The 24,793-nt window shown below is 62.5% G+C and carries 28 protein-coding genes; 13 read left to right on the top strand and 15 right to left on the bottom strand.

The features are described 5' to 3' along the window. Nucleotides 1-38: 38 nt before the first annotated feature. Nucleotides 39-770 carry an LssY C-terminal domain-containing protein gene (locus IB272_RS08955; RefSeq protein ID WP_192444321.1) on the bottom strand — a complete coding sequence of 244 codons (732 nt, stop codon included), beginning with the start codon at nucleotides 768-770 and terminating at the stop codon, nucleotides 39-41. A 218-nt stretch (nucleotides 771-988) separates the two neighbouring features. Continuing rightward, nucleotides 989-1,576 carry a J domain-containing protein gene (locus tag IB272_RS08950; RefSeq protein WP_034788490.1) on the bottom strand — a complete coding sequence of 196 codons (588 nt, stop codon included), beginning with the start codon at nucleotides 1,574-1,576 and terminating at the stop codon, nucleotides 989-991. Between the two features lie 677 nt (nucleotides 1,577-2,253). On the opposite strand from IB272_RS08950, the gene IB272_RS08945 reads away from it, so the two are divergent. Further along, the gene (locus IB272_RS08945; RefSeq protein ID WP_034788487.1) at nucleotides 2,254-2,466 is read left to right on the top strand and encodes a cold-shock protein; all 213 of its coding nucleotides are present in this window, start codon (nucleotides 2,254-2,256) and stop codon (nucleotides 2,464-2,466) included. Nucleotides 2,467-2,794: 328 nt separating this feature from the next. On the opposite strand, the gene dusA is transcribed toward IB272_RS08945, so the two are convergent. Together dusA and IB272_RS08935 are read right to left on the bottom strand one after the other, a co-directional pair. Further along, nucleotides 2,795-3,886 carry a tRNA dihydrouridine(20/20a) synthase DusA gene (gene dusA / locus IB272_RS08940; protein ID WP_192444320.1) on the bottom strand — a complete coding sequence of 364 codons (1,092 nt, stop codon included), beginning with the start codon at nucleotides 3,884-3,886 and terminating at the stop codon, nucleotides 2,795-2,797. Between the two features lie 175 nt (nucleotides 3,887-4,061). Then, nucleotides 4,062-4,862, bottom strand: a complete 801-nt coding sequence (locus IB272_RS08935) for a glycosyltransferase family 25 protein (RefSeq protein WP_192444319.1) — start codon at nucleotides 4,860-4,862, stop codon at nucleotides 4,062-4,064. A 399-nt stretch (nucleotides 4,863-5,261) separates the two neighbouring features. Between IB272_RS08935 and IB272_RS35360 the strand changes: the two genes are divergently transcribed. The 7 genes from IB272_RS35360 (at nucleotide 5,262) to IB272_RS08905 (ending at nucleotide 8,822) form a co-directional block, all read left to right on the top strand. Next, nucleotides 5,262-5,384 (top strand): hypothetical protein, encoded by a 123-nt coding sequence (locus IB272_RS35360; protein WP_255380892.1) that lies wholly within the window; start codon nucleotides 5,262-5,264, stop codon nucleotides 5,382-5,384. Nucleotides 5,385-5,571: 187 nt separating this feature from the next. Then, nucleotides 5,572-5,964 (top strand): hypothetical protein, encoded by a 393-nt coding sequence (locus tag IB272_RS08930; RefSeq protein ID WP_060584956.1) that lies wholly within the window; start codon nucleotides 5,572-5,574, stop codon nucleotides 5,962-5,964. Nucleotides 5,965-6,074: 110 nt separating this feature from the next. After that, nucleotides 6,075-6,311, top strand: coding sequence for a hypothetical protein (locus tag IB272_RS08925; RefSeq protein ID WP_226020688.1), 237 nt, complete (start codon nucleotides 6,075-6,077; stop codon nucleotides 6,309-6,311). A gap of 193 nt (nucleotides 6,312-6,504) precedes the next feature. Further along, nucleotides 6,505-6,741, top strand: a complete 237-nt coding sequence (locus tag IB272_RS08920; RefSeq protein WP_082566472.1) for a DUF982 domain-containing protein — start codon at nucleotides 6,505-6,507, stop codon at nucleotides 6,739-6,741. 327 nt (nucleotides 6,742-7,068) lie between these two features. Beyond that, nucleotides 7,069-7,275 (top strand): hypothetical protein, encoded by a 207-nt coding sequence (locus IB272_RS08915; protein WP_034788476.1) that lies wholly within the window; start codon nucleotides 7,069-7,071, stop codon nucleotides 7,273-7,275. Nucleotides 7,276-7,529: 254 nt separating this feature from the next. After that, a complete protein-coding gene (locus IB272_RS08910; RefSeq protein WP_060520644.1) occupies nucleotides 7,530-8,216 on the top strand; it encodes a fumarylacetoacetate hydrolase family protein in 687 nt (228 codons plus the stop codon). A 75-nt stretch (nucleotides 8,217-8,291) separates the two neighbouring features. Continuing rightward, complete coding sequence (locus IB272_RS08905; RefSeq protein WP_034788469.1) at nucleotides 8,292-8,822, top strand: gamma carbonic anhydrase family protein; 531 nt, start codon at nucleotides 8,292-8,294, stop codon at nucleotides 8,820-8,822. 50 nt (nucleotides 8,823-8,872) lie between these two features. On the opposite strand, the gene IB272_RS08900 is transcribed toward IB272_RS08905, so the two are convergent. Genes IB272_RS08900 through IB272_RS08890 form a run of 3 tightly spaced genes read right to left on the bottom strand, consistent with a single transcriptional unit; the run spans nucleotide 8,873 to nucleotide 10,996 of the window. Then, complete coding sequence (locus IB272_RS08900) at nucleotides 8,873-9,268, bottom strand: Fur family transcriptional regulator (protein WP_034788467.1); 396 nt, start codon at nucleotides 9,266-9,268, stop codon at nucleotides 8,873-8,875. Then, entirely contained in the window at nucleotides 9,268-10,098 is an 831-nt protein-coding gene (znuB, locus tag IB272_RS08895; protein WP_034788464.1) for a zinc ABC transporter permease subunit ZnuB, read from the bottom strand. The genes IB272_RS08900 and znuB overlap by 1 nt, the downstream gene beginning before the upstream one ends. Further along, nucleotides 10,091-10,996, bottom strand: a complete 906-nt coding sequence (locus IB272_RS08890; RefSeq protein WP_060584952.1) for a metal ABC transporter ATP-binding protein — start codon at nucleotides 10,994-10,996, stop codon at nucleotides 10,091-10,093. Before IB272_RS08890 ends, znuB begins: the two co-directional genes overlap by 8 nt. 183 nt (nucleotides 10,997-11,179) lie before the next feature. On the opposite strand from IB272_RS08890, the gene znuA reads away from it, so the two are divergent. From znuA to IB272_RS08875, 3 genes are all read left to right on the top strand, one after another. Further along, complete coding sequence (gene znuA / locus IB272_RS08885; protein WP_060584950.1) at nucleotides 11,180-12,187, top strand: zinc ABC transporter substrate-binding protein ZnuA; 1,008 nt, start codon at nucleotides 11,180-11,182, stop codon at nucleotides 12,185-12,187. 320 nt (nucleotides 12,188-12,507) lie between these two features. Beyond that, nucleotides 12,508-13,710, top strand: coding sequence for a zinc metallochaperone GTPase ZigA (gene zigA, locus IB272_RS08880; RefSeq protein WP_060584948.1), 1,203 nt, complete (start codon nucleotides 12,508-12,510; stop codon nucleotides 13,708-13,710). 44 nt (nucleotides 13,711-13,754) lie between these two features. After that, a complete protein-coding gene (locus IB272_RS08875) occupies nucleotides 13,755-13,922 on the top strand; it encodes a hypothetical protein (RefSeq protein ID WP_162733016.1) in 168 nt (55 codons plus the stop codon). 35 nt (nucleotides 13,923-13,957) lie between these two features. Here the strand turns inward: IB272_RS08875 and IB272_RS08870 are convergent, their stop codons facing one another. Continuing rightward, nucleotides 13,958-14,359 (bottom strand): RcnB family protein, encoded by a 402-nt coding sequence (locus IB272_RS08870; protein ID WP_034788451.1) that lies wholly within the window; start codon nucleotides 14,357-14,359, stop codon nucleotides 13,958-13,960. Between the two features lie 124 nt (nucleotides 14,360-14,483). Then, nucleotides 14,484-16,112, bottom strand: coding sequence for a glycoside hydrolase family 43 protein (locus IB272_RS08865; protein WP_060584946.1), 1,629 nt, complete (start codon nucleotides 16,110-16,112; stop codon nucleotides 14,484-14,486). A gap of 345 nt (nucleotides 16,113-16,457) precedes the next feature. Between IB272_RS08865 and IB272_RS08860 the strand changes: the two genes are divergently transcribed. Together IB272_RS08860 and IB272_RS08855 are read left to right on the top strand one after the other, a co-directional pair. Further along, the gene (locus tag IB272_RS08860; RefSeq protein WP_060584944.1) at nucleotides 16,458-17,033 is read left to right on the top strand and encodes a TRAP transporter small permease subunit; all 576 of its coding nucleotides are present in this window, start codon (nucleotides 16,458-16,460) and stop codon (nucleotides 17,031-17,033) included. Further along, nucleotides 17,030-18,850, top strand: a complete 1,821-nt coding sequence (locus IB272_RS08855; protein ID WP_034788443.1) for a TRAP transporter large permease subunit — start codon at nucleotides 17,030-17,032, stop codon at nucleotides 18,848-18,850. Before IB272_RS08860 ends, IB272_RS08855 begins: the two co-directional genes overlap by 4 nt. An 85-nt stretch (nucleotides 18,851-18,935) precedes the next feature. On the opposite strand, the gene IB272_RS08850 is transcribed toward IB272_RS08855, so the two are convergent. From IB272_RS08850 to IB272_RS08825, 6 genes are all read right to left on the bottom strand, one after another. Continuing rightward, the gene (locus IB272_RS08850) at nucleotides 18,936-19,349 is read right to left on the bottom strand and encodes a cupin domain-containing protein (protein ID WP_192444318.1); all 414 of its coding nucleotides are present in this window, start codon (nucleotides 19,347-19,349) and stop codon (nucleotides 18,936-18,938) included. Between the two features lie 185 nt (nucleotides 19,350-19,534). After that, nucleotides 19,535-20,641: a TRAP transporter substrate-binding protein gene (locus tag IB272_RS08845; protein WP_034788435.1), complete on the bottom strand. Its 1,107-nt coding sequence runs from the start codon at nucleotides 20,639-20,641 to the stop codon at nucleotides 19,535-19,537. A gap of 275 nt (nucleotides 20,642-20,916) precedes the next feature. After that, a complete protein-coding gene (gene mgrA / locus IB272_RS08840; RefSeq protein WP_060584940.1) occupies nucleotides 20,917-21,945 on the bottom strand; it encodes an L-glyceraldehyde 3-phosphate reductase in 1,029 nt (342 codons plus the stop codon). A 129-nt stretch (nucleotides 21,946-22,074) separates the two neighbouring features. Further along, nucleotides 22,075-23,253 carry a Gfo/Idh/MocA family oxidoreductase gene (locus IB272_RS08835; RefSeq protein ID WP_060584938.1) on the bottom strand — a complete coding sequence of 393 codons (1,179 nt, stop codon included), beginning with the start codon at nucleotides 23,251-23,253 and terminating at the stop codon, nucleotides 22,075-22,077. A 15-nt stretch (nucleotides 23,254-23,268) separates the two neighbouring features. Then, nucleotides 23,269-24,030, bottom strand: a complete 762-nt coding sequence (locus IB272_RS08830) for a sugar phosphate isomerase/epimerase (protein WP_060584935.1) — start codon at nucleotides 24,028-24,030, stop codon at nucleotides 23,269-23,271. Between the two features lie 69 nt (nucleotides 24,031-24,099). Beyond that, entirely contained in the window at nucleotides 24,100-24,789 is a 690-nt protein-coding gene (locus IB272_RS08825) for a D-lyxose/D-mannose family sugar isomerase (RefSeq protein WP_060584934.1), read from the bottom strand. Between the last annotated feature and the right edge of the window lie 4 nt (nucleotides 24,790-24,793).

The following is a 24,793-nucleotide window of genomic DNA, read 5'->3' as shown; positions in this document are numbered from 1 at the left end:
GCCTGCCGCGTCCTTGCTCCGCGTGCGGCGGTGCGCACTCACTTCGCGGCCTCCGCACCGCCCCCTTCGCCTGCCGGCTTGAGTACTCCGACCAAGGTCTTGCCGTCGGTGAAGTAAGGATCGCCGCCGCCGTTGCGACCCGATGTGGTGGCGCCGATGCCGGGGATCTCATAGGTCGATGCCACCTGCCCGGCCTTGTCGAGGTCGTCGATGACCAGATTGCGTTCGGCATCGAGATCGGGGCCGATGTGGTGGGTGATCTGGCCGGTATCGTGGCTGAGGCCGACGCCGCGGTCGAAGCTGGCCGAACCGAGCCAGAGCGGGCCGCTGCCCTCCACAGGCTTGGTCGTCTGCCAAAAGCGCACATGGTTGCGCTGGTCGGCGCTGTGGCCGACCGGCTTCTCGAAGGCCAGGTCCTGCTTGCGCCCCTCATAGAACAGCGGGCTGACGGGCGCGTCGAGATCCGGCCGGTCGAGCACGACGCTGAGGCCGATATCGACCGAGGAACTGAGCGTCACCTTGTCGGCGGCGTCCCATCCGGCCGCGGCGAAGGCGCGGATGATCTGCTCCTTGGAGCCGACCAGCCCGACATTGATCGGGTCGCCGGGAATGCCCTGCTCCGTGGAAGTTACCATGGGATTGAGCGGAGCCCTGCGCCTGGAATCATGGAAGACCCAGAGTTCTGGGACGAGAAAATAGCTGACCGCGAGATAGGCGGCGAGCATGGTCGCCAGCAGGAAAACGGCTGCACGCATGTGTGAGCGGCTCATGCCACTCTCCTTCGCTCCAGACGATGGCAGAGGTCCCGGCTATCGGACACAGACGAAGACTATGGCACCGATGGAGGCGACTGCACAGCGGTGCCACAAAGGCGAAGGCCGGTGATATCAACGCCGCCGAACGCGCCGGCCGACAGCCAGGTGTTCGGATCACGGGTGTCGTCGTCGTCCCGGCGTACTTACCACAGGCAAAGTCGAGACGGCGCCGCCTACTCCGCCGCGTGCGCCTTCACCTCCAGCGCCTCAAGCTCGTAGGAATACCCCTCCAGCATTTCATAGGCCTGCTCGATCGTCTTGATCTGCTCGTCGGTGCTCTTGATCGCCTCGGCGATCGAGCGCGAGCGGGCGCGCAGCATCGAGCCGAGCACGTCGGTCTCCGGCCGGCGGCCGAGGCGGTCGAGGTGCTTGCGCACGCGGGCCCGGTGGCGCTCGAGTTCGAGGATATGGAAGCGGCTCTTGACGATATCGTCCGAAAGCTTGCGCCGCATCGCGGCGACAGGATCGAAGCTGCCGGGCTCGCGCTCGTCGAGGATGAACTCGTTGACCAGCGTTTCGAGCATCATCAGGCCCTTGAGATCGCGCGCGTCGGCCAGCTGCGGATCGTAACCGGTGTCGTCATAGACCTTGCGGCGCACCGGATCCTTGAGCAGCTCATAGGCCACCTGCAGTCGCGCGAACTGTTCGGGATCGCCGCCGGAATCCGGATGCGCGGATTTCGCCGCCTTGCGATAGGCGTTGCGGATCGCCTGATTGTCGGCGTCGCGTTCCAGTCCAAGCAGTTCGTAAGGGTCGATCACGCTGTCCCTCTCCGTATGTCACTCTCGCCACCAGCAAGACCTGGCCGGCGCACTCTCACCAATTCAGCCCCGGCGATACTTCGTCCGCACGGCGACACCTCGTCCGCACGGCGATACTTCGTCCGTCCTCGCGGCCGCCCGTCTGCGCCACTGGCTACGCCATCGGCGGTCAAGACGGAACCAACCTTCGGTAAAACCTGCGCGTTATCCCGGGGATGCGCAAGTGTTATGGAGAGGCGCAAGCCTTCCCCCCGGCAGTCCGCCCCCAAAACGCAAACGCCCGTTGGCGGCGCGCACGTTCCGTCGAGGTCGGGACGAAATTGTGTCCGGAAACCGTCCGTCCCCGATTTTTCTCCCTGCCCGGAAAGCGACGGTCGAGAACCGGCCAAAGCCCTGCAAAGACAGAGGCTGGACGGCTTCCCGCGGCGCACAAGGCGCTTGCCTTTTTCTGCAAATCCTGTCACTTCTTGCCCCGTTCGGGCGATTTCTATCCCGGAGACTGGACTTTCAACTGCGCCCGGCCTTGTGTCGGGACCGCCGGCAGCGGCACCGTAGACGTCTTTTCCCCGATATCGTGACCACTCGACGCCTTTCCGCTTGCAAGCGGAAGACGAGATGCCCACATCCCCCAGGGGGCGCGGGCAACGCAAATTGACTGAAGGAAAAGGACTTCTTCCATGGCCACCAAGGGCATCGTAAAATTCTTCAACCAGGACAAGGGCTTCGGCTTCATCACGCCGGATGGCGGCGCGAAGGACGTGTTCGTACACATCTCCGCCGTTCAGGCCGCTGGCCTCGCTACGCTCAAGGACGGCCAGCAGGTCACCTTCGACACCGAGCCGGATCGCATGGGCAAGGGCCCGAAGGCCGTCAACATCCAGGCTGCCTAAGCCGGATCGTCCAGTCGGACACTCATTTGGAAACGGCGCTCCGCAAGGGGCGCCGTTTTCGTTTGGGGCGCGCCTCAACCCCCACGGATCCGTTCCTAAACCCGGCCTTATAGGCAGCGCGTCTCCAGACGCAGCTCCAGCCCCTCCGTCATGCTTGCGCTCGACCCGAGCATCCAGAACCAGAGGCGCCATCTTCTCTCGACGCAGCAAAGCCTGCGCCGGACGCGCGGCCCAATGAGCGCTCGGGCAAACTCGAGGACGACAAACCGAGAGGTCTGCGGCACTTACCCTCGAACGCCCCGCGGGCGCCCGCACACTCGACGACCGCCTACTCCGCCGCCTGCTTGGCCGCCGTCGCCTCGAAGACCGCGTCGAAGGCCGCGTGGATTACGTCCGGCCCCGCGCCCTGGCGGGTCGCATCGGAGGACAGGATCTGGCGATAGCGTCGCGCACCCGCCCAGCCCTGGAACAGGCCGACCATGTGGCGGGTCACGTGGATCAGCCGGCCGCCATTGGCGATATGCGCGGCGGCGTAATCGGCCATGGCGTCACGGACCTCCGCCCAGAAATCAAGATCGAGACGATGGCCGCGCTCTGAGAAGGTGGCGCCGTCTTCGACGATTGGCTTGGCGCCAGTCAGCGGATGCGAGAAATGGCGATCGGCCGCTGTCAGCATGGCGCTGTCGTGATAGGCAGCGCGGCCGAGCATGACGCCGTCCAGATGCGGAAGCTGCTCACGCGCCTGATTCAGGGTCTGAAGACCGCCGTTGATACCGATGAAAAGATTGGGATTTTCCTGCTTCAGCCGATACACGAGGCCATAGTCGAGCGGCGGGACCTCGCGGTTCTCCTTGGGGCTCAGGCCCTGTAGCCAGGCTTTGCGGGCATGCACCCAGACGGCGTCCGTGCCGGCATCGATCACCTGCGCGACGAGCGTGCGCAACGCCACTTCCGGATCCTGGTCGTCCACCCCGATACGGCACTTGACCGTAACCGGGATTTTTACCGCCGCCTTCATCGCCGCAACGCAGGCGGCAACCGTTTGCGGCTCCTGCATCAGACAGGCGCCAAACGTGCCGGATTGCACCCGGTCCGACGGGCAGCCGACATTCATGTTGATCTCGTCATAGCCGAAGCCTTCGGCGATCCGTGCCGCCTCCGCCATCTTCGCCGGATCGTTACCGCCGAGCTGCAGCACCACCGGATGCTCGGATACGTCAAAGCCGAGCAGCCTCTGCCTGTCCCCCCGCAGGATCGCCTCGGCGACGATCATTTCCGTATAGAGCAGCGCATGCTTCGATAGCTGCCGCGCGAAAAACCGATAGTGCCTGTCTGTCCAGTCGATCATGGGCGCAACGGCGAAGACCGGTGCGTTGAAATACGCCTTTGTGCGCGCAGCTTTTCCTGCGGTCTCAGTCATCTTTCGTGCGTCTCTTGTTCAATGGCCGCGGCAAGGGCAGCGCCGAAAATTCGCGCATGCCGCCAGCAAGCATTATCTAGTGTTGCCGGGCTTATATAACGCGACGCCGAAGAAAGCGAGCTTTAGACACCTACGGCAATGAGAGGCAACGAGGAGGCTTCAGCAACGCGACCCGTCACCCAAAGGGAACGATCGTCCAGCGGTAGCGAATGCTGCGCAAGAGGAACGGCGGCAACGCCGCCACCTGCAGTGACAGTCGCTTGCACTCGCGCCAGAATTTCTGATGTATCTTGAGCTTCAACTTCACGCGAGCCGCTGCTCCGGCCGGCTTGCGGATCGTGCTTCCATGCGCCGGGTCGGCGCTGTCGAGAAGCATGCCCTGGATGCAGACGGCCGGATAGAGCTGATGAATGCGGCAGTCGTCCGGCCGCGGCACCTCATCGTCGAACATGAAATGATCGACAGGGCATGGAAACGCCCCTTCCGAAAGCTCAAGCAGTCTTTTTGCATAGTCCCGAGAGATGACATAGCCGCCCGTGCCGACATGGCATCCCCGCAATGCATGGATCGTGCGCCCGGCATCGGCGAGCACACGGGCACGGCTGAGAAACACCTTCTGCCGGAAAGTTTCGATCTTCAGCAGGCCCACCTCGGCCGGGATCCAATCCGATGACGACAGCGCCTGGGTTGCGCTCGGCGAAAAGAAGACATCGTCCTCGATCACCGCGCCATAGGCATCGCTCCCTTCCGCGATGATGGCCCAGCACTTCCGATGGCTCATGAAGCAGGCGATTTCAGCCTTGTTCATCCTCTTCCACTGCTTCGACACCGGCTGCATCGCGAACACGGCGTCATCGAGCTCTCGCCCGTCAACGGCAGCCACGCGCTCAAAATTCAGGCCGAAGGTGGAAAACTGGCTTCCGATGTGGATCAGTCGCTCAGGGGAACGGTCGAGATTGATCACCAGGCAGCGCATGGATACCCTTGCTTCCTTCCATCTTGACGTGTGTCGGCCGAAGGCGCACGCCGCTTGGTCAGCCTATCGCGCCCGATCCAAGGAACTGCGAAAAAACGCTCCGAAATCAACGGCAGGGTAACCGAACGCATCATCGGGATTCGTACAACTGCGCGACGAGCTACCACGGATTGCACCGCGTCACAACGATCAGCGCTGCAGCGACAAGCGCCTGCGTTGCGACAACTCCCCTGAGCTCCTCGCGATACGGCACGGACGAGGCCTCCAGCAAGGTGCCGGCAACACGGCCGGCGTGAATAGCGTCCTGCCGACGGCGGCTCCGCGCCGGGCATGGTTTCCACTTTGTTAAGAAGAATCGCACATCTTGCCGCCTCGACTGGATCGTCATCGGAGCGAAACATGAGCTACGATTGGAGCGGCGCACGGCGCCGACGGACAATAGCGACCGTCATCGGCGCCGCATTTCTGCTGCTGGCGCTGGCGGCCACGGTCGCTGCCGCGGTTGGCACGAGCCTTTTTTGAGCGACAGGCGCTTTTTGCGCCTTCGTTTCACAAAAGACGAAACTCGCGATTGCCAACGGAAAGAAGGCAGATGATCAGCTCGCTTCAGCCCCGCCGCTACGCACAGCACGGGGTTGACGGCGACCGCGGACAGGACTAGGGCAGCGTTCCTGTATCGTTACCGGTCACAGGAATAAGGACAGACGGCATGAAACGCGCGATCGCGGCACTTCTCACGCTTCTCTTGGCCGGGTGCCAATCGATGGAGTTGGAGGCGCCTGAGGTCGCAAAACCCCGGCCGACCGCCCCATCCGTTCCGACGCTTTCGGGCGATGCGCTCCAGGCCTTCCTCGTCGGCAAGACGCTGCGGTACAATCTCAACGGCGTCAACTCCACCTTCTTCCCCGACGGCCGCTACGGTTATCGTGACTACGAGGTGCGCGATGGCGGCAGCTACACGATCACCGGCGACGAGGTCTGCATCACCTTCGAGGATGGCGGCCGGCGCTGCGACCAGTATGCGCAGATCGGCTCCGACTATTACCGGATCGAGGAAGGCGGTCGCCGAACCAAGGTGGACCGCGTCGTCCCGGCGGCCTGACAATCCCGACGGCAACGGGCGTGCCCGTATAACCCCTCATTCCCGAGGGGTTCAATTCGCCGGCCTTCTGCCATAGTGCGCGCGGGAATGCGGCCTTGTGGGAGGGACGGGTGGCCCCATTGCGAGCGACACAATGCCTGGCGCTGTCGAAGGCCGACATGGAGCGGTTGCAGCGCGTCTTTGACGCGCTTTGCATCGAACAGGGCTGGGCGCGAGACGGGGAGCCTGCGCGGCGGCATGCCAGGATGCTGATCGACGACTATCTCGCAGGCAATACCAGCGAAGGACGCCTGCTTATTGCCGGTCGCGCCTTCGCCGAAAGCTTGCAGCGTGGCATCGCCAGATAACGCCAATCGTGGCACTCGCGCCAGGCGGAGCGGCCGCCGGCGGCAGCCTGTCCTGCCATAACCGAAAAGCTGCTTACAAAAGCGAACTCCTGCGCTACATTAGCAAGATCGACTGCCGACCTTCTCGAGAGGAGCCAGAGGCCGGCGGTCGCAAATGCCGATGTTCATTGAGATGATCTCGAGGAGGAGACGCATGCAATTAGTCTGGAAACAGCCGATCGAACTCGACTTCGTTAGCGGCGATTGCCGCACCGTCAAAGGCCCCTCAGACGCCCTCGCCTGCCTTGCAGACCACTGGCCTCGCCGCGGACCATTCTATGTCGCCGCCCGCAGTGCCTGCCGCGCCGCCATCGACGGCCGTCGCACCGCAGAAGAGGCCCGATCGCTGTTCATCTCGGCCGCCGAAGAAGCCGAGTTGCCTACGCACTAACGCGCCTACCGGCGCTGAACGAAAGGTGCCGCTGGAAGGCGGCGAGCGTTTGCCATCGAGCAAGCGACACGATGACTTTTTTGATTGAAAGCTTCGGCCATTGACGGCCGCGTACGATTATTCAGGCTCCGGGCATTCGCCCAGCAAACGCATCATTTCAGCACATTACTGCCCAATCTCGGGTGATTTTTCCAGAAATGGCCCGATTTCTGTCGTGAAGCATTCATTTCTTTCTACTATATTCTGAGGTGCCTCACAAAAACCAATTTCGGAGCGCCTTAGTCCCATTAAGGGAATTCAAGAAAAACGATATACGGGAGAGAACATATGAGCGAGAGCAATCTCTATCGCATCGTTGAAGTCACCGTGAAGCGTGAAGGTGGCCGTCGTGATCTCGGCATCATGACCGTGCGCCAGGCCCTTGAGCTTCCCCAGGTCCCCAGCCTCGAATACAGCCATCCTGAACTCAACTCGCGTTCGGACGGTCGGTTCCTGACCCGAGACCAGCTTCAGGCCTACGCTCATTGCGCCTGACTTTGCCGATGATGGCAACCTTTCGGATGCCGTGATCGCGCGCGCCCAGGTGGGCGCGCCTTAATCACAATCTTCGTCCCCAATCCTTGTTCTTAATTTTTCTGCGGATCGATTCCGATTCGCGGATTTATGCAGTAACGTCCGGATTCTCTCTTGCCTCGCCTCAACCGAAATCGGCCAACGGCGAACGCCCAACAAACGCGCGGTGCTCTTCCTGTCGGTTGCGACAGGCGGACGCCCAAGACCGGACGATCATGGAAACAATCATCCCCCCACCGCTTCCCGTGCTGCTGCCGATTTCCGGCAGCCTCGTCGGCTTTCCGGTTCGCCGGGTCTATTGCGTCGGCCGCAACTATGCCGCCCACGCGATCGAAATGGGCCACGACCCGGACCGCGAGCCGCCGTTCTTCTTCCAGAAGAACCCGGACAACCTGCTTGCAGCCGGTAGCGCCTTCCCCTACCCGCCCTTGACCACCGACGTTCATCACGAGGTCGAACTGGTCGTCGCCCTGAAACGTGGCGGCAGCAACATCGCCGTCGAGGACGCGCTCGATTGCGTCTACGGCTATGCCGTCGGCATCGATTTCACCCGCCGCGACCTGCAGGCGGAGGCGAAGAAGGCTGGCAAGCCCTGGGCTGCAGCCAAGGCGTTCGAGCATTCCGCCCCGCTCTCGGCGATCGCATCGGCCGAAACGATCGGCCATCCGCTCAACGGCAATATCTGGCTGAAGGTCAACGGTGAACTCCGCCAGCAGGGCGATCTCGACCAGATGATCTGGAAAGTGCCGGAAATCATCGCCGAACTCTCCAAACTCTTCACGCTGGCCCCCGGCGACGTCATCATGACCGGCACGCCCTCGGGCGTCGGACCGGTCGCGCGCGGTGACGAGGTCACCTGCGGCGTCGATGGGGTTGCGGCGCTCGCCGTCAGCGTCGTCTAACCGGCTCACTTCCGGCAGGCGGCCCGCCGCCTGCCGGCCGGCCCCGATCGGGCATGTTGCGAAAGGACAGAATGGATGCCGCTTTACGCCCTTGGATCACTTCGCCCACAGACGCCGCCGAAGGGCAGCTATTGGGTGGCCCCGGACGCCAATGTCATCGGCCAGATCGAGATCGGCGAAGAGGTCGGCATCTGGTTCGGCGTAACCCTGCGCGGCGACAACGAGCCCATCCGGCTCGGGGCGCGCACCAACATCCAGGAAAACGTCGTCATCCATGTCGATCCCGGTTTCCCGGTGACGATCGGCGAAGGCTGCACCATCGGGCACGGCGCCATCATCCATGGCTGCACCATCGGCGAAAACTCGCTGATCGGCATGGGCGCGACCGTGCTTAACGGCGCCAAGATCGGCCGCAACTGCCTGGTCGGCGCCAATGCGCTCGTCACCGAAGGCAAGGAATTTCCGGATAATTCGTTGATCGTCGGCGCGCCGGCCAAGGCGATCCGCACGCTGGATGATGCGGCGGTCGAAGGCTTGAAACGCTCGGCAGCGCATTACGTCAAGAACTGGCGGCGTTACGCCGCCGACCTCACCCGGCTGGACTGAGCGCCAAACACCTCAAGGTAAGCTTTCCACGGGCCCTGAAGGAGTTGCCCTTATGCGCAGCTCTGGCAATGGCCGCGGATCTCGATCGTCGTCTTCTCGGTCTTGAAGTTCTGCGCCCGCGTCAGCGTCGAAAGCCGCTGCTCGATCGCCTCGTCATGAAACTCGGTCACCTGGCCACAGCCTTCGCAGATGGTGAAGGCGGTGACGCCGTGATCGTGTTCGTGGTCATGCGGGCAAGAACAGGCGACGAAGGCATTCAGGCTTTCCAGCCGATGCACGAGGCCATATTCGAGCAGTTTGTCGAGTGCGCGGTAAACCTGCAGCGGGGCGCGGAAGCCGTGATCGCGCAGCTTGTCGAGAATGGTGTAGGCGCTCATCGGCCCTTCGGAGTGGCTGAGCGCATCCATCACCAACGTCTGGTTCTTGGTCAGTTGCGGCGTAGCCATTAGTGGTGCCCTCCAGGCGTGGAATGATGCGCCGCCTCGAGCGGGCGGCGGCCGATCGGTAGCAGACTCAGAACGAAAAGCCCAACCGCGGCAACAACGATAGACGGTCCCGACGGGGTATCCCAGTGAAGCGAGCCGAAAAGTCCGCCGGTGACGGCGAGCGCGCCGATGACCGATGCGAGTACCGCCATCACTTCCGGCGAGGTCGAGAAGCGCCGTGCCGTTGCCGCCGGGATGATCAGCAGCGAGGTGATGAGCAGAATGCCGACGATCTTCATGGCGATCGCAATCACCAGCGCCATCAAGAGCATGAAAAAGAGCCGCGTGCGTTCGGGCTTCAGCCCCTCGGCTTCCGCCAGTTCCGGATTGACGGTGGAGGCGAGGAGCGGCCGCCAGAGATAGACAATCGCGAATATGACGAGGATGCCGCCACCCCAGATGATGTCGATGTCGGACTCGGAGACCGCCAGAATGTCGCCGAAGAGGAAGCCGACGAGATCGATGCGCACCCAGGTCATGAAGGCAACGATGACGAGGCCGAAGGAAAGTGCTGAATGGGAGAGGATGCCGAGCAGCGCATCGGTCGACAGCGCCCCGCGCCGCTGCAGGAAGAGAAGCAGCACCGAGACGACGGCAGCAACGATGAAGACGCTGAGCATCAGGTTGAGCTCGAGCAGCAGCGACAGCGCCACGCCGAGCAGCGCCGAATGGGCCATGGTGTCGCCGAAATAGGCCATGCGCCGCCAGATGACGAAGCAGCCGAGCGGCCCGGCCATGACGGCAATGCCGATGCCGGCGATCAGCGCGCGCACGAAGAAATCGTCAAGCATCGCGCTTCTCCTTCACGTCATAGCCGTGCAGCCGCGAATGGTGGCCGCAGCCGCAATCCTCGCCGTGGTCGTGCACGTTTTCCTCGTCGTCGTGGTGATGGCCGTCACCGGGATAGCAATGTTCGGTGATCGAACCGTCCGCATGCAGCACCCGGCCGTCGGGCAAATGGGTGTGGTCGTGGTGGTGGCTGTAGACCGCAAGCGTATTGGCGGCCCGCCTGCCGAAAAGCTTCTGGTATTCCGGGCTCTGGCTGACCGCCTGCGGCGTGCCGCGGCAGCAGACATGGCCGTTGAGACAAACGACCGTATCGGTCTCGGCCATGACGATATGCAGGTCGTGCGAGATCAGGAGAATGCCGCAGCCTGTGCGGTTGCGGATCTGCTTGATCAGTTCGTAGAGCGCAATCTCGCCGCTGAAATCGACGCCCTGCACCGGCTCGTCGAGCACCAGCAGGTCCGGCTTGCGGGCAATCGCGCGGGCGAGCAGCGCGCGCTGGAACTCGCCGCCGGAGAGATGCTGCACCTCGGATTTCGCCAGATGCAGCACGCCCGTCGCCGACAGCGCCTCTTCGATCTCCCGCCCCTTCAAGGGGCCGGTCAGCGTCATCAGTCGCTCGACCGTCAAAGGCAGCGTCCAGTCGACGGCAAGCTTCTGCGGCACGTAGCCTACTTTCAGGCCCGGCTTGCGCTCGACATAGCCCTCGTCCGGTTTCAGCACTCCGATCGCCGCCTTCGCGGTCGTCGATTTGCCCGAGCCGTTCGGGCCGATCAGCGTGACGATCTCGCCCGGGCTGATCGAGAATTCGACGCCACGCACCAGCCAGCGACCGTTGCGGCGCACGCCGGCATTGCTGAGATTGACCAGCGGCAGCGCTTCTGGGGAACGGAAATTCAGCATGAAAAAATTCCGGATTGCATGGTTGCCACTGGCTATCGCACACGTTATAGCATAACGCAATTGATGTAATAACATTACATGACAACTTCAAGGCCGGCAACGGCCCGTTGGAGTAACAGTTTTGCATGCCCGAAGCGCGCCTGGCCGATGTGGCAGGCACGCCAATCAAGCCCGGAGAACCCGATGAAATCGACATCCGCCCTGCTTTTTGCCTCTACCATGCTTCTTGCGGCACCCGCCGCAGCGGACAGCCCCAATGTGGTGGTTTCGATCAAGCCGATCCACTCCCTTGTCGCCTCGATCATGCAGGGTGTGGGCGAGCCGTCGCTAATCGTCGAGGGCGCCGCCTCGCCGCACACCTACAACATGAAGCCTTCGAACGCCTCGGCCCTGCAGGCGGCAAAGGTGGTCTTCTGGGTCGGTCCCGGCCTCGAAGCCTTCCTCGACAAGCCGCTCGACGCCTTGAGCAGCGGCGCAAAAGTGGTGGAGCTCAGCGAAGCGCCAGGCATCGAGAAGCTGAAATTCCGCGAAGGCGGTGCATTCGAGGCGCATGACCACGGCGACGAAGGCCACAGTGAAGAAGGCCATAGTGAGGAAGGCCACAAGCATGCCGAGGGCGAAGCGGGGCACGATCACGGCCATGACCATGACCACGATCACGGCCACGGCGATGCCGATCTGCACATGTGGCTCGATCCTATGAATGCCAAGGCGATGGCCGCCGAGATCGAAAAGACGCTCACTGAGGCCGATCCTGCCAATGCCAGCGCCTACAAGGCCAATCTGGACGCTCTGAACAAGCGCCTGGATGCGCTCGACGCCAAGCTCACGGAAACCGTGGCACCAGTGAAGGACAAGCCCTTCGTCGTCTTCCACGACGCCTACCAGTATTTCGAGCACCGCTATAAGGTTCGCGTCGCCGGCTCGATCACCGTCAGCCCTGAGGTCCTGCCCGGTGCGGATCGGGTGTCGCAGATCCATGCCAAGATCAAGGAACTCGGTGCCACCTGCGTCTTTGCCGAGCCGCAGTTCGAGCCGAAGCTGATCAATGTGGTGATCGAGGGAACGCCGGCGAAATCCGGTACGCTCGACCCGGAAGCCGGCACGCTGGAGGCCGGCCCGGATCTCTATTTCCAGATGATGGAAGGGATCGGCACCTCGCTGAAGACCTGCCTCGCCTCGGCAAGCTGACCCGTCCTCCCAAGGCGGTATCGGTGGGCGTTCGCTTGGCTCGGCTATACGGGCGCCCGCCCCTCTCTCTATCATTCTCGGGATTGGCCATCCTCGGCGAGATGGGTGCAGAACCGGGCCGCCTGCTGGAACCTCGGGTCAAGGAGGATTGACGGAAAGACTAGCCACAGGCGACCGAGAGATTGGAACGACGACCTGCCGGCAAGTTGGGTTCAGCCCAGAGGTCCGGTGCCAAACTTCGCACTCGTATCAGGCGAGCAATCGCGCTCGCCTTTTTTACCGGCATTATTCGTAACGATATAACATACAGGAACCAATCGATGGAAAAGCTCCCTGTCACCGTTCTCTCCGGCTTTCTTGGCGCCGGCAAGACGACACTGCTCAACCACGTGCTTTCCAACCGCGACGGGCTGCGCGTCGCCGTCATCGTCAACGACATGAGTGAGGTCAACATCGATGCGGCGCTGGTGCGTGATGGTGGTGCCAGTCTGTCGCGCACGGAAGAGCAACTGGTGGAAATGACCAATGGCTGCATCTGTTGCACGCTGCGCGACGATCTCCTGAAGGAAGTCCGCAACCTCGCCGAACAGAACCGCTTCGACTATCTGCTGATCGAATCGAGTGGCATTTCCGAGCCCCTGCCCGTCGCCACCACCTTCGATTTTCGCGACGAGGACGGTGAAAGCCTGGCCGATGTCGCGCGGCTCGACACGATGGTGACGGTGGTCGATGCCGCGAACCTGCTGGCCGACTATTCCTCGCTCGATTTCCTCGCCGACCGTGGCGAAACGGCGGGCGAAGGCGATACACGCACCCTCGTCGACCTCCTGGTCGAGCAGATCGAGTTCGCCGATGTGGTGGTCTTGAACAAGGTCGGCACTGCGACGCCCGAGCAGGTGGATGCCGCGCGCAAGATCATCGTCGGGCTCAATCCCGATGCGCGGCTGATCGAAACCGATTTTGGCAAGGTGAACCTGCGCGAGGTGCTTGGAACCGGCCGCTTCGATCTCGCCAAGGCCGAAGAACATCCGCTCTGGTACAAGGAACTTCACGGCTTCAAGGACCATATCCCGGAGACCGAGGAATACGGCATCCGCTCCTTCGTCTACCGCGCCCGCCGCCCGCTCGATCCCATGCGCTTCCAGGCCTTCCTCAACCGTTCCTGGCCGGGCGTGCTTCGCGCCAAGGGCTTCTTCTGGCTCGCCACCCGACCGCATTATGTCGGCGAGATCAGCCAGGCCGGCCCGCTTGTGCGGACCGGCAAGATGGGGCTCTGGTGGTCGGCCGTGCCTCAGGAGCAATGGCCGCGCGAACCAGGTTTCCTGAAGGCGGTCGGTCCCTACCTGGACCCGGTCTGGGGTGATCGTCGCCAGGAGATCGTCTTCATCGGCGCCGACCCGATGGACGAGGCGGAGCTTCGTGCCGAACTCGATGCCTGCCTGATCGCCGACGAGCGCTTTCGTCCGGAACGTTGGCGCGATCTTGCCGACCCCTTCGCCAGCTGGTCGCCACGGGCCGCCTGATGGCAGACCCCGCGCGCGTACCGCGCCGACCACGCTTCACCTGCATGGCGCTCAACGCCGCCGGGCGGCCGGTGCCGATGTTCGATCCGTTTCTGGGAGATGAACCCGCAGATGGGGACGCGCCGGAAGCGGCAGGCGCTATCGAACTCCTGCTTTTTGGCGACCGGCAAAACCCACGCGCCGGTTACCGAAAAGGCGAAGGGGCGGCGTGAAAACGCCGCCCCTTCGCTGAACCCAGAGTGCCTTATCAGCGTGCTGCCGCCAGGCCGACAATGACGCCGGTGGCAAGGCTGATCAGCAGGAAGTCGTTGCCGGACCGTACCCATTGCTGGCCGCGCGGCGGCTGGCGAAGCTTGTAGTAACGGTAGTCGCGCACCTGCGCCATGTGGCGGCGCTCGGCCGGCGACAGGCGATGGCCGCGCGCCCAGCGCTCCTTCTTCTTGACGATCACCCGCTTTTCGATCGTGACGTGCTTGTCGACGTGACGATCCACGCGGCGGTCCATGTGACGATCGTAATCGCGATCGACGGGTCGACGCGAACGATCATAGTTCTGCGCCACCTCGAAGGATCCTGCCGGCTGGGCAAGGGCTGCGACCGGCGTAATCAGAACGGAGCTGGCGACGAGCGCGATCAGGAGACGTTTCATTCGGGTGTCCTTTCATTGTCTGCACCCGAAAATTAGACCCCGCTTCCTGAACCGAATATGAAACTCTACATTACAAATGCGTAATGATATCCATCACTTATTCCATAATTCTAATGTTTACGGATCAACTTGCCGCAAGGCTGACGTAGCGGAAGCGGTCGAAATCGGCAGCCTTGCCCGCGCCTGAGGTGTCGAAGGCGAACATGCCGGCGAAGGCCCCGGTGAAGGATCCATGCTCGCCGCGGCCGCCCTCGTCGGAGACCACGCCCGCATCGAGAACCGGGCCGATCGGCTGCCAATCCACCGCTGCGGTCGCCCGCCAGAAGAACTGCAGGTCATTGTCGCGAACGTCCATGGCAAGGTCGATCGGACCATCGGGAATGGCGATGCCGCTGCCGACGGGGAACTGCAGCCGGCCGTGCGGAAAATCGCCGGGGCATGAGAGGATCGTCAGCGCCCGGCCCAACGTTTCGTGCCAGGTGATGCCGAGCGCATGGAACTTGTGGCGATTGTAGTAATGCGTCACACCTGCAACCTGTTGGTAGGTTACGGCCGTGAAATCGACCGTCGTCTCGGCGCGGAAGGAATGATGCTCTTGCCGCCGCGCGACCAGCGCCTGCTCGAACCAGCTGCCGATGCTCTCTCTGCCGAACAGCCTGAGGTGGCCCGGCCGCCATTCGAGCGAGAAGATCCGCTCCGGTTCCGGCGTACGCAGCCATTGGAACTCGACGGGCAATGCCTGGCCGTCGAAATGCGTTTCCGTAACCACCGGTGTCGCCACCTGCCCCGCCGGTCCCGGCGCCGGCACGAGCACCTCCGGCACCGGGCCGCCGTTTTCGAGATAGAGCCAGCCATCATCGCGCCAGACACATTTTTGCAGGGCCGTCTCGCGACCGAGCGTACAGCGGCGTCCGGGAGGCAGCGGTCGGCCGGTCAGATGCGTATGATAGGCCTGCCCATCTGGCGTCTCGACATATTGGCCGTGGCCCGCGCGCTGCAACGGCGCTTCGGGGTGGTCCTTCGACGTGATCAGATAGATATCCGGATGCATCTCATAGGGGCCGTCGATCGCGCGTGAGCGGGCCATGGTGACGGCGTGGTCGTAGCCGGTTCCGCCTTCCGCCGTCGTCAGATAATACCAGCCGTTTCGCTTGAACAGATGCGGCCCCTCGACGAGGCCGAGCGGTGAGCCGGCAAAGATGTTCTTCACTGGGCCGACGAGCCTGCGTGTCCGTTCGTCCCACTCCTGCAGCAGGATGCCGTCAAAGGCCGGATGTTTCGGCGAGCCGCCGAAGCTTTCGGTGCGGTGGTTCCACTGCATGTTGAGGAACCACTTGCGGCCGTCGTCATCATGGAAGAGCGACGGGTCGAAGCCGGAGGAATTGACGTAGACCGGATCCGACCAGGTCGCCTCGATCGCCTCAGCCGTGACGATGTAGTTGTGCGCGTCCTTGAAGTTGCCGTCGAAGCGCTTGACGTCGGTGTAGACCAGCCAGAACAGGCCATCGTCATAGGAAAGACACGGCGCCCAGACGCCGCAGCTATCCGGGTTGCCGCGCATGTCGAGCTGGCTTGCCCGCTCCAGCGGCCGGCGGACGAGTCGCCAGTTCACCAGATCCCGCGAATGGTGGATCTGCACACCCGGGTACCATTCGAAGGTGGAGGTCGCGATGTAGTAGTCGTCTCCGACACGGCAGATCGAAGGGTCCGGGTTGAAGCCCGGCAGAATGGGGTTTCGGATCATGGCAGTCATGGTTCAGGCGTCCTCCCTTGGCGGCGCCATCCGACCTCAAAAATCATACAAATTCAAGCCTGCAACGTTGCAGTAATTCGCGCGTCGTATCGCCTGTGCCCGGCTTTCCACATCGATTCGCTTGGCGATGTGCACCTTAAGGCGGCTGACGATCGCCGTGCCTCGCCGTCTGCAACCGGATTGCACAAACAATGGGCAAAGCGCTGGATCACCCTATTCTACTTTAGTCGGAGGCGGCCGAACTACACGGGAAAATCGCACCTCAGACTTGAACGTGCGCTTGAAATCGGCACTCTGGCTATGCTTGGCACAAGAACCATAAAAGCCATCGCGGGGAGGAAATCGATGAGAGCTTTGCTCGGCTTTAGCCGACTTATAGACACGATCACGGAATTTATCGGAAAGAGCGTTTCATGGCTGATCCTGGCCGCTGTTCTCGTCAGCGCCGGCAACGCAGTGATCCGCAAGATCTTCAACATGTCGTCGAATGCCTGGCTCGAGGCGCAATGGTATCTGTTCGGCGCCGCCTTCATGTTTGCGGCCGCCTATACCCTGAGCCAGAACGAGCACATCCGCATCGACGTGGTCTACGGTCAGTTCTCGCGCCGCGTGCAGCATTGGATCGACCTTCTTGGGCACCTCCTCTTCCTGATGCCCTTCGTGCTGCTCGTGCTCTATTACCTCTTCCCCTATGTGAAGATGTCCTACGTCTCGGGCGAGGTCTCATCATCCGCCGGCGGCCTGATCATCTGGCCGGCCAAGGCCATCCTGCTCTTCGGCTTCCTGCTGCTGGCCTTCCAGGGCGTGTCGGAGATCATCAAGAAAATCGCGATCATGACCGGAAACATGGAAGACCCGACACCCTATGTGCCGACCCATGCGCCGCTTGACGATGTCCTGTCTCCGGAGACCCGTCCATGATCGAATTCATTGCTGAAAACCTGGCGCCGATCATGTTCGCGTCACTGATCGTGTTCCTGCTTTTGGGATACCCGGTCGCCTTCTCGCTCGCCGCCAACGGCCTGCTTTTCTTCATCATCGGCGTCGAACTTGCGCCGCTGTCGGATTCGATCAATCTCTCCTGGCCGTTGCTCAACGCACTGCCTGACCGGTTCTGGGGGGTGATGTCGAACGACACATTGCTCGCCATCCCCTTCTTTACCTTCATGGGGATCGTGCTCGAGAAATCGGGCATGGCGGAAGACCTGCTCGACACGATCGGCCAGCTCTTCGGCCCGATCCGCGGCGGTCTTGCCTATGCGGTCATCTTCGTCGGCGCGCTGCTTGCAGCCACGACAGGCGTCGTTGCCGCCTCGGTCATCGCCATGGGCCTGATCTCGCTGCCGATCATGCTGCGCTACGGCTATGACCGGAAGGTCGCCTCGGGCGTTATCGCGGCTTCCGGCACGCTCGCCCAGATCATCCCGCCGTCACTCGTGCTCATCGTTCTTGCCGACCAGCTCGGCCGTTCGGTCGGCGACATGTATGCCGGCGCGCTGATCCCGGGCCTGGTGCTGACCGGACTGTACATGGTCTACATCCTGATCATGACGATCCTGAAGCGTGATTCCATGCCGGCCCTGCCGCTGGAAGCCCGCACGCTGGGCTCCGGCGTTACCTCGCTGTTCATCGCGCTCGCGGTCGCAGCCGGCATTGCCTATGCCGCCCACGTCTATCTCTACCCGACCCAGGGCGAGAACGCCGATATTCTCGGCGGCACAGTGGGCGTTGCCTTCATCTATATCGTCGCCCTGCTCGACCGCGGCCTGAAGATCAATGCGATGTCGAGGCTTGCCCAGCAGGTCATCATCGTGCTGATCCCGCCGCTGGCGCTGATCTTCCTCGTCCTCGGCACCATCTTCCTCGGCATCGCAACGCCGACCGAAGGCGGCGCCATGGGTGCAGTCGGCGCGCTGATCATGGCGGCCGCCAAGGGTCGTCTCAATCTGGACGTCGTGCGCGGCGCACTGACGGCAACGACAAGGCTTTCCGCCTTTGTGCTGTTCATCCTGATCGGTGCGCGCGTCTTCTCGCTCACCTTCTATGGCGTCAACGGCCATATCTGGGTCGAGCACCTGCTGACGGCGATGCCGGGCGGCGAGACCGGCTTCCTGATTGCCGTCAACCTGCTCGTCTTCTTCCTGGCGTTCTTCCTCGATTTCTTCGAGCTCGCCTTCATCATCGTGCCGCTGCTTGCGCCCGCTGCCGACAAGCTTGGCATCGACCTCATCTGGTTCGGCGTGCTCCTCGGCATCAACATGCAGACGAGCTTCATGCATCCGCCCTTCGGCTTTGCGCTGTTCTACCTGCGCTCGGTCGCCGCCAAGGTGCCCTATCTCGACAAGATCACCGGCAAGTCGATCCAGCCCGTTACGACCGGCCAGATCTACTGGGGTGCCGTACCCTTCGTCGGTATCCAGATCGTGATGGTGGGCCTGACGATCATGTTCCCGCAGATGGTAATGCACTACAAGGGAACCGGAACGGGCGTCGATCCGAACACCATCAAGATCGAGGTGCCCGGCTTCGGCGCCGGCGGTGGCGGTCTCGGCCTGCCCGGCGGCCTGCAGCTTCCAGGCGGCAGCCCGCTCGACCAAAAGCCGGCCGATCAGGGTGGCGCCCAGCCGCAGACCGCTCCGTCGAACGACCTCAGCCAGCCTCCGTCGTTTGGCAGCCCGGGTGCCCAGCCACAACCGGCCCCCTCAAACGACCTCAGCCAGCCGCCGTCGTTCAAGTAGGACCGCTGGCAGACAGAAAAGCAAAGGGCGGCCGATAAGCCGCCCTTTCCATTTCTACAATCGCTGAGACGACGACCGAACTCGTTCAATCCAGCCGCTTGGCCGGATTGTCGCGGTACCAGTCGACGATCATCGGCATCGCCTCCTCGAATGGACCGCAGACATAAACGTTGAGCAGCCCCATGCGCGCTTCGCTCTCGTTCTTGAAGTCATGCATCGTCCCGCGCGGGATGACGAACAGCGAGCCCTTCGGCTTCTGGTGCCAGATGTCGCCGACGAGCACGCTCGCCGTGCCCTCGATCACGTAGAAGATCTCGTCGTTGTCGTCGTGCTTGTGGGCGCCCGGTCCCTCGTGCCTGGCATCGAGCCACCATTCCGAGACCGAAAATCGACCAGCGGTTTCAGCGCCGTCGGCTTTGAAGACGGCCTGGATGGCGCCCATGTCGTAGCGGCGGCCCTCGTTAGGGCCGAGCACGATCGATTGGCCTTCGATTGGCATTGCACCTTCTCCCCTTTGCTCGAGGGCGCAACCATACCACGAAAGTGCATGGGCTCCGGCTGCCGCTTTTCGGGCTCGCCCGGCGCAGGCCATGCGCGATTGCTTGCAGGAGTGGCAGCCGAAACGCAAAGGCCGCCCGCGACGGATGTCGCGAGCGGCCGGGATCGTCTGCAACAGGCGAAAGCTTAGAGCTTGCCGCCGCGCTGCTGGATCATCATGAAGGTGTCGTAATTGTATTCGGCGATCTGGGCGTTGAGGTAGTACTCGCCGCGGAAGGCCTTGATCGAGTCCCAGATCTTCTTGAAGGTCGGGTTCGAGGCTTCCATCTCGGCATAGACCTCGTTGGCCTTGTCGAAGCAGGCTGACAGGATTTCGGCGCTGAACGGGCTGAGCTTGGCACCCGAAGCCACCAGGCGCTTGATCGCCGAGGGGTTCAGGTAATCGTACTTCTGCAGCATGTTCGCGTCAGTGGCGTGGCAGGCGGTGCGCAGCAGCGACTGGTAGTTCTTCGGCAGTCCTTCGAACGCCGCCTTGTTGAACATGGCGTGGACCGTCGGACCACCTTCCCACCAGCCGGGATAGTAGTAGTAGGGCGCAACCTTGTAGAAGCCGAGCTTCTCGTCGTCATAGGGGCCGACCCATTCGGCAGCGTCGATGGTGCCCTTTTCGAGCGCCGGGTAGATGTCGCCGCCGGCGATCTGCTGCGGCACGACGCCGAGCTTCTCGACGACCTTGCCGGCGAAACCACCGATGCGCATCTTCAGGCCCTGCATGTCGGCAACCGTCTTGATTTCCTTGCGGAACCAGCCGCCCATCTGCACACCGGTGTTGCCGCCCGGGAAGCCGACGAGGCCTTGCGTGCCGAGGAACTCGTTGAAGAGGTCGATACCGCCGCCATGGTAGTGCCAGGCGTTCATCCCGCGCGCGTTGAGCGCGAAGGGAACGGCTGCACCGAGCGCCCAGGTCGGGTCCTTGCCCCAGTAATAGTATGCGACCGTGTGGCAGGCTTCGACCGTACCGGCAGCAGCCGCGTCAGCGGCCTGCAGGCCTGGAACGATTTCGCCGGCAGCGAAGACCTGGATCTGGAAAGCACCGTCGGTTGCCTCCGAGACGTATTTCGACAGCACTTCGCCGCCGCCATAGATCGTGTCGAGCGACTTCGGGAACGACGACGCCAGGCGCCAGTTCACCTTCGGGTTTGCCTGCGCGATGGCCGGCGTCGCAAGCGCGGCTGCACCTGCGGCCGCCAAGCCGCCGAGGCTTGCGTTTTTAATGAATGAACGGCGATCCATGGTTCCTCCCCTAGTTCTCGCCAAAGGGCGGGCGCAGCGCGCCTCTACCCATCAATCCACCCTGCCCCTTCCCGGACAAACGGTGGCTCTCCTCCTCGTTACCCGCCGAAAGCGACTGAGATCAGCACCGCAACCGGCAGGCATTGTCGCACCTTACAGAAACACCGGACCATGTCCAGAAGCCGCTTTCCGGCGTTTATTCGACTTTTGTCTAATATGCCGGAAAGCGATGTGCTTTGCCTAAAATGCAGGCAAATCAATATTTTCGGTCGAAATCAGAGCTCGGCCGACTTGGCCCAGAGGTTGATGTCCGCCTCGCGCGCATAGAGATCGATCTCGGCCAGTTCGTTGGCCGTGAACGTGTCGTTTTCGAGCGCCTTGACGCAATCGACGATCTGCTCGGAACGGCTGGCGCCGATCAATGCCGAGGTGATCCGGCCGTTGCGCAGCACCCAGGCAAGCGCCATCTGCGCCAGCGTCTGGCCGCGCTTTTCGGCGATACCGTTCAGCTTGCGGATGTTGTCGATGATCTCGGGGCGGATGAAGTCCTTCTTCAGGAAGTGGTTCTGCGCCGCGCGGCTATCAGACGGGATGCCGCCAAGATACTTCGTCGTCAGCATGCCCTGGGCGAGCGGCGAGAAAACGATCGAGCCGATGCCGAGATCTTCGAGCGTATGGATCAGCCCATCGTCCTCGATCCAGCGGTTGAGCATGGAGTAGCTCGGCTGGTGGATGAGGCAAGGCGTGCCGAGATCCTTAAGGATCGCGGCGGCTTCGCGGGTGCGCTGCGAGTTGTAGGAGGAAATCCCCACATAGAGCGCCCGGCCCGAACGCACGATATGGTCGAGCGCACCGCAGGTTTCTTCGAGCGGCGTCTCCGGGTCGAAACGGTGCGAATAGAAGATGTCAACATAGTCGAGGCCCATGCGCTTCAGGCTCTGGTCGCAGGATGCGATCATGTACTTGCGGCTGCCCCATTCGCCGTAGGGGCCGGCCCACATGTCGTAGCCGGCCTTGGACGAGATGATCAGTTCGTCGCGCAAGTGCGCGAAGTCCGTGCGCATGATTTCGCCGAAGGCAGTCTCGGCCGAGCCCGGAGGCGGGCCGTAATTGTTGGCGAGGTCGAAATGGGTGATGCCCAGATCGAACGCCGTGCGGCACATGTCGACCTTGCGGTCATGCGGTGTGTCGCCACCGAAATTGTGCCAGAGCCCCAGCGAGATCGCCGGCAACTTCAGGCCGGAACGGCCGAGACGGTTATATTTCATGGTGTCGTAGCGGTTTTCCGCCGGTAGCCAGGTCATCGCACAATCCTCCGCGATCGATCTCCGGATGGCGAACCCGTCCGCCACCCGCAAAAATGAAACGGTTTCCGTAGCGGTTGGCCGCCACGGAAACCTCAGTTCACAAAGGTCTAAACCTCTCCGGTGTCGCTATGAAGCGGCAGCGACGCGATTTCCCGACATTTCTTCTTCGGTCTCGCGCAAGAGCGCCCGAGCTTCCTCGATGCCGAGGGCGGCCGGCTGGGTGCAGGTGGTGGAGAGTTCGATGAAACGTCCCTCCTCGCCAGATTTCAGGATCGACACCATGACGTCGACGCCGTGCAGCGCGCGGTCGAGCGAGCAGCGGGCATCGCGGCCTTCGAGGATGGCGAGCGCCATGTCGGCAAGGCCGGCGGTGCGGTAATTCGCCATCGGCCCCTGCGGATGCTCCTGGTTGGCAACACCGAAAGGATGATCCCAGGGCTCCAGCGGCTCGATTTTCTTGTCGCGGCCGCTTGCTTCCACCGTGCCGCCGAAGAAGTTCGGGTCGGGCACGTAGAGCGAGCCTTCGGTGCCGTAAAGCTCCATGTTGGCATGGCGGTGCGACCAGACATCCCAGCTGGCCGACAGCGTGATCGTCGCGCCGTTCTCAAATTCGAGCAGCGCGTGGATGTTGGTCGGCGTCTTGACCGGGATCACCTCGCCCTTGCGCGGTTCGCTGGTGATCGTGCGGGTCGGGTTGGCCATGGTGGCGAGCGCCGCCACGCGCTTCACCGGGCCGATCAGGTTGATCAGGTTGGCGATGTAGTAGGGACCGAGATCGAGGATCGGGCCGCCGCCGGGCAGGAAGAAGAAGTCCGGGTTCGGATGCCACATCTCCATGCCCGGGCTCATGACGTGGCAGGTGCCCGAGGTCACCCGGCCGATCTTGCCCGCGTCAACATAGCTACGGGCAAGCTGATGCGCGCCGCCGAGGAAGGTGTCCGGCGCGCAGCCGACGGAAAGGCCCTTCGCCTTGGCGATCGCCCTCAACTCCTCGCCCTGCTCCAGGGAGAGCACCAGCGGCTTTTCCGAATAGACGTGTTTGCCGGCTTCGAGGATTGCCTTGGAGACCGGATAGTGCGCGTCCGGAATGGTCAGGTTGACGACGATGTCGACATCGGGATTGGCGAGCAGCGCCTCGATGCTCTCAGCTTTAACGCCGTATTCGGCCGCCCGCGCCTCGGCTGCCGCCGGATTGATGTCGGCGCAGGCGACAACCTTGATGCCCCGGAAAAGCGGGGCAAGCTTGAAGTAGGTGGTGGAGATGTTGCCGCATCCGATGATGCCGACGCCAAGTTCCTTGGTCATGGATAAACCTGCTTCTCAATAGGATTGGATGGAGGCGAGCGAACGCTTGGCGAAGCGCTTGAAATCACTCGGGTTGTCGTGCTCGGCGATGAAGTAGCGGGCCTTCGTGCCGGAAAGTGCCGCAAACAGGCCTTTCCAGTCGACCGTGCCCTCGCCGACATCGGCCCAGCCGTCCTCGTCCTTCTTCTCGCCTGTCGGCGCGATGTCCTTCACATGCACGGCGGTGATGCGGTCGCCATACTTCTTGATCCAGGCGATCGGATCGGCGCCGCCGCGGATGATCCAGGCGATATCGGCCTCCCAGGAGAGGTCCGGTCCGCCCGCAAAGATCAGGTCCTGCGGAATATTGCCATCCGGAAGGGCCGCGAACTCGAAGTCGTGGTTGTGCCAGCCGAAGATCAGCCCGGCATCACGATAGGGCTTGCCGGCCTTCTGCAGCCGCTCGCCGAAGGCGCGCCAGCCGGCGGCATCGGTCGGGCGCTGGTCGGGCATCAGGTAGGGGCAATAGATCGCCTTGATGCCGAGCGCCTTGGCGATTTCGAGCACGCGGGCCGGATCGCTTTCGAGCATGTCCAGGCCAAAGTGCGCGGTCGGCATGGCGAGACCATTGTCGTCGAGACCTTCCTTGAAGCTGGCGATCTCGGCGTCGCTGAGCGCTGCGTAAAGCGCGCCGTAACCTTCGACCTGGCTGTAGCCGGCGTCGCCGAGTGCTTTCAGCACATTGGCGAAAGGCGGGAAATTGCGAGCGCTATAAAGCTGGAAACTGACGTCCTTCATGAAATCCTCCTCGATTTCGTCCTGGGGGTCTTGGGATAGTGGGATCTTGGGGTTGTTGGGGTCTCGGTATCACCTGAGCCAGGTATCGTAGTCCGACACCAAGAGGTGGGCGGGGCCTGCGTCCTCCTCGATCGCCGAGAAGCGACCGACCGGCTCGCGGAAATAGTTGTCGGTGAGATCGTCGTTGACGGTCGATACTTCGCCCATCAGCACGTCGGCGCCCTCGGCCCAGAAGGCGTGCCAGTTGCCAGGGAGAAGCGTGATGCTTTCACCGGCCTTGAGCTTCAGCAGGTCGCCAGCTTTCAGCGTGCGCAGCCGTGCATCGGTCGCCACAACGACGTCGCTCTCCTCGTCAACCGAGCCGTCCGGTTTGGAATTGTACATCTGCAGCACCAGCGAACCGCCGCCACGGTTGATGATGTCCTCGGTCTTGACCGCGTGACGGTGCAGCGGGTTGACCTGGTCCTTGGCGGTGATCATCAGTTTCTCGGCGTAAACCATGCCCTGCCCGGTCTTCAGATTGGCGGCATTGCCGTTGCGCAGCGTGAAGAGCACCAGCCCGAACTCCTCGAAGCGGCCCTTGCCATAGTCGGTAATGTCCCAGCCGAGCCGGGCATCAAAGATCGTCGGACTGTCGGAAGCGACGCGCGCCTTCAGTTGCTCCGGCGACCAGTAGGCAAAGGGTGGCAGGGTGAAGCCGAAGCTCTTCATGAAGGCATCGCTCTCGGCGATGATGTCGTTGACGTGGCTGCGTTTCATGGCG

Source organism: Ensifer sp. ENS08 (assembly GCF_014852195.1).
GTDB lineage: Bacteria > Pseudomonadota > Alphaproteobacteria > Rhizobiales > Rhizobiaceae > Ensifer > Ensifer adhaerens.
This window is presented reverse-complemented; position numbering and strand designations above follow the sequence as displayed.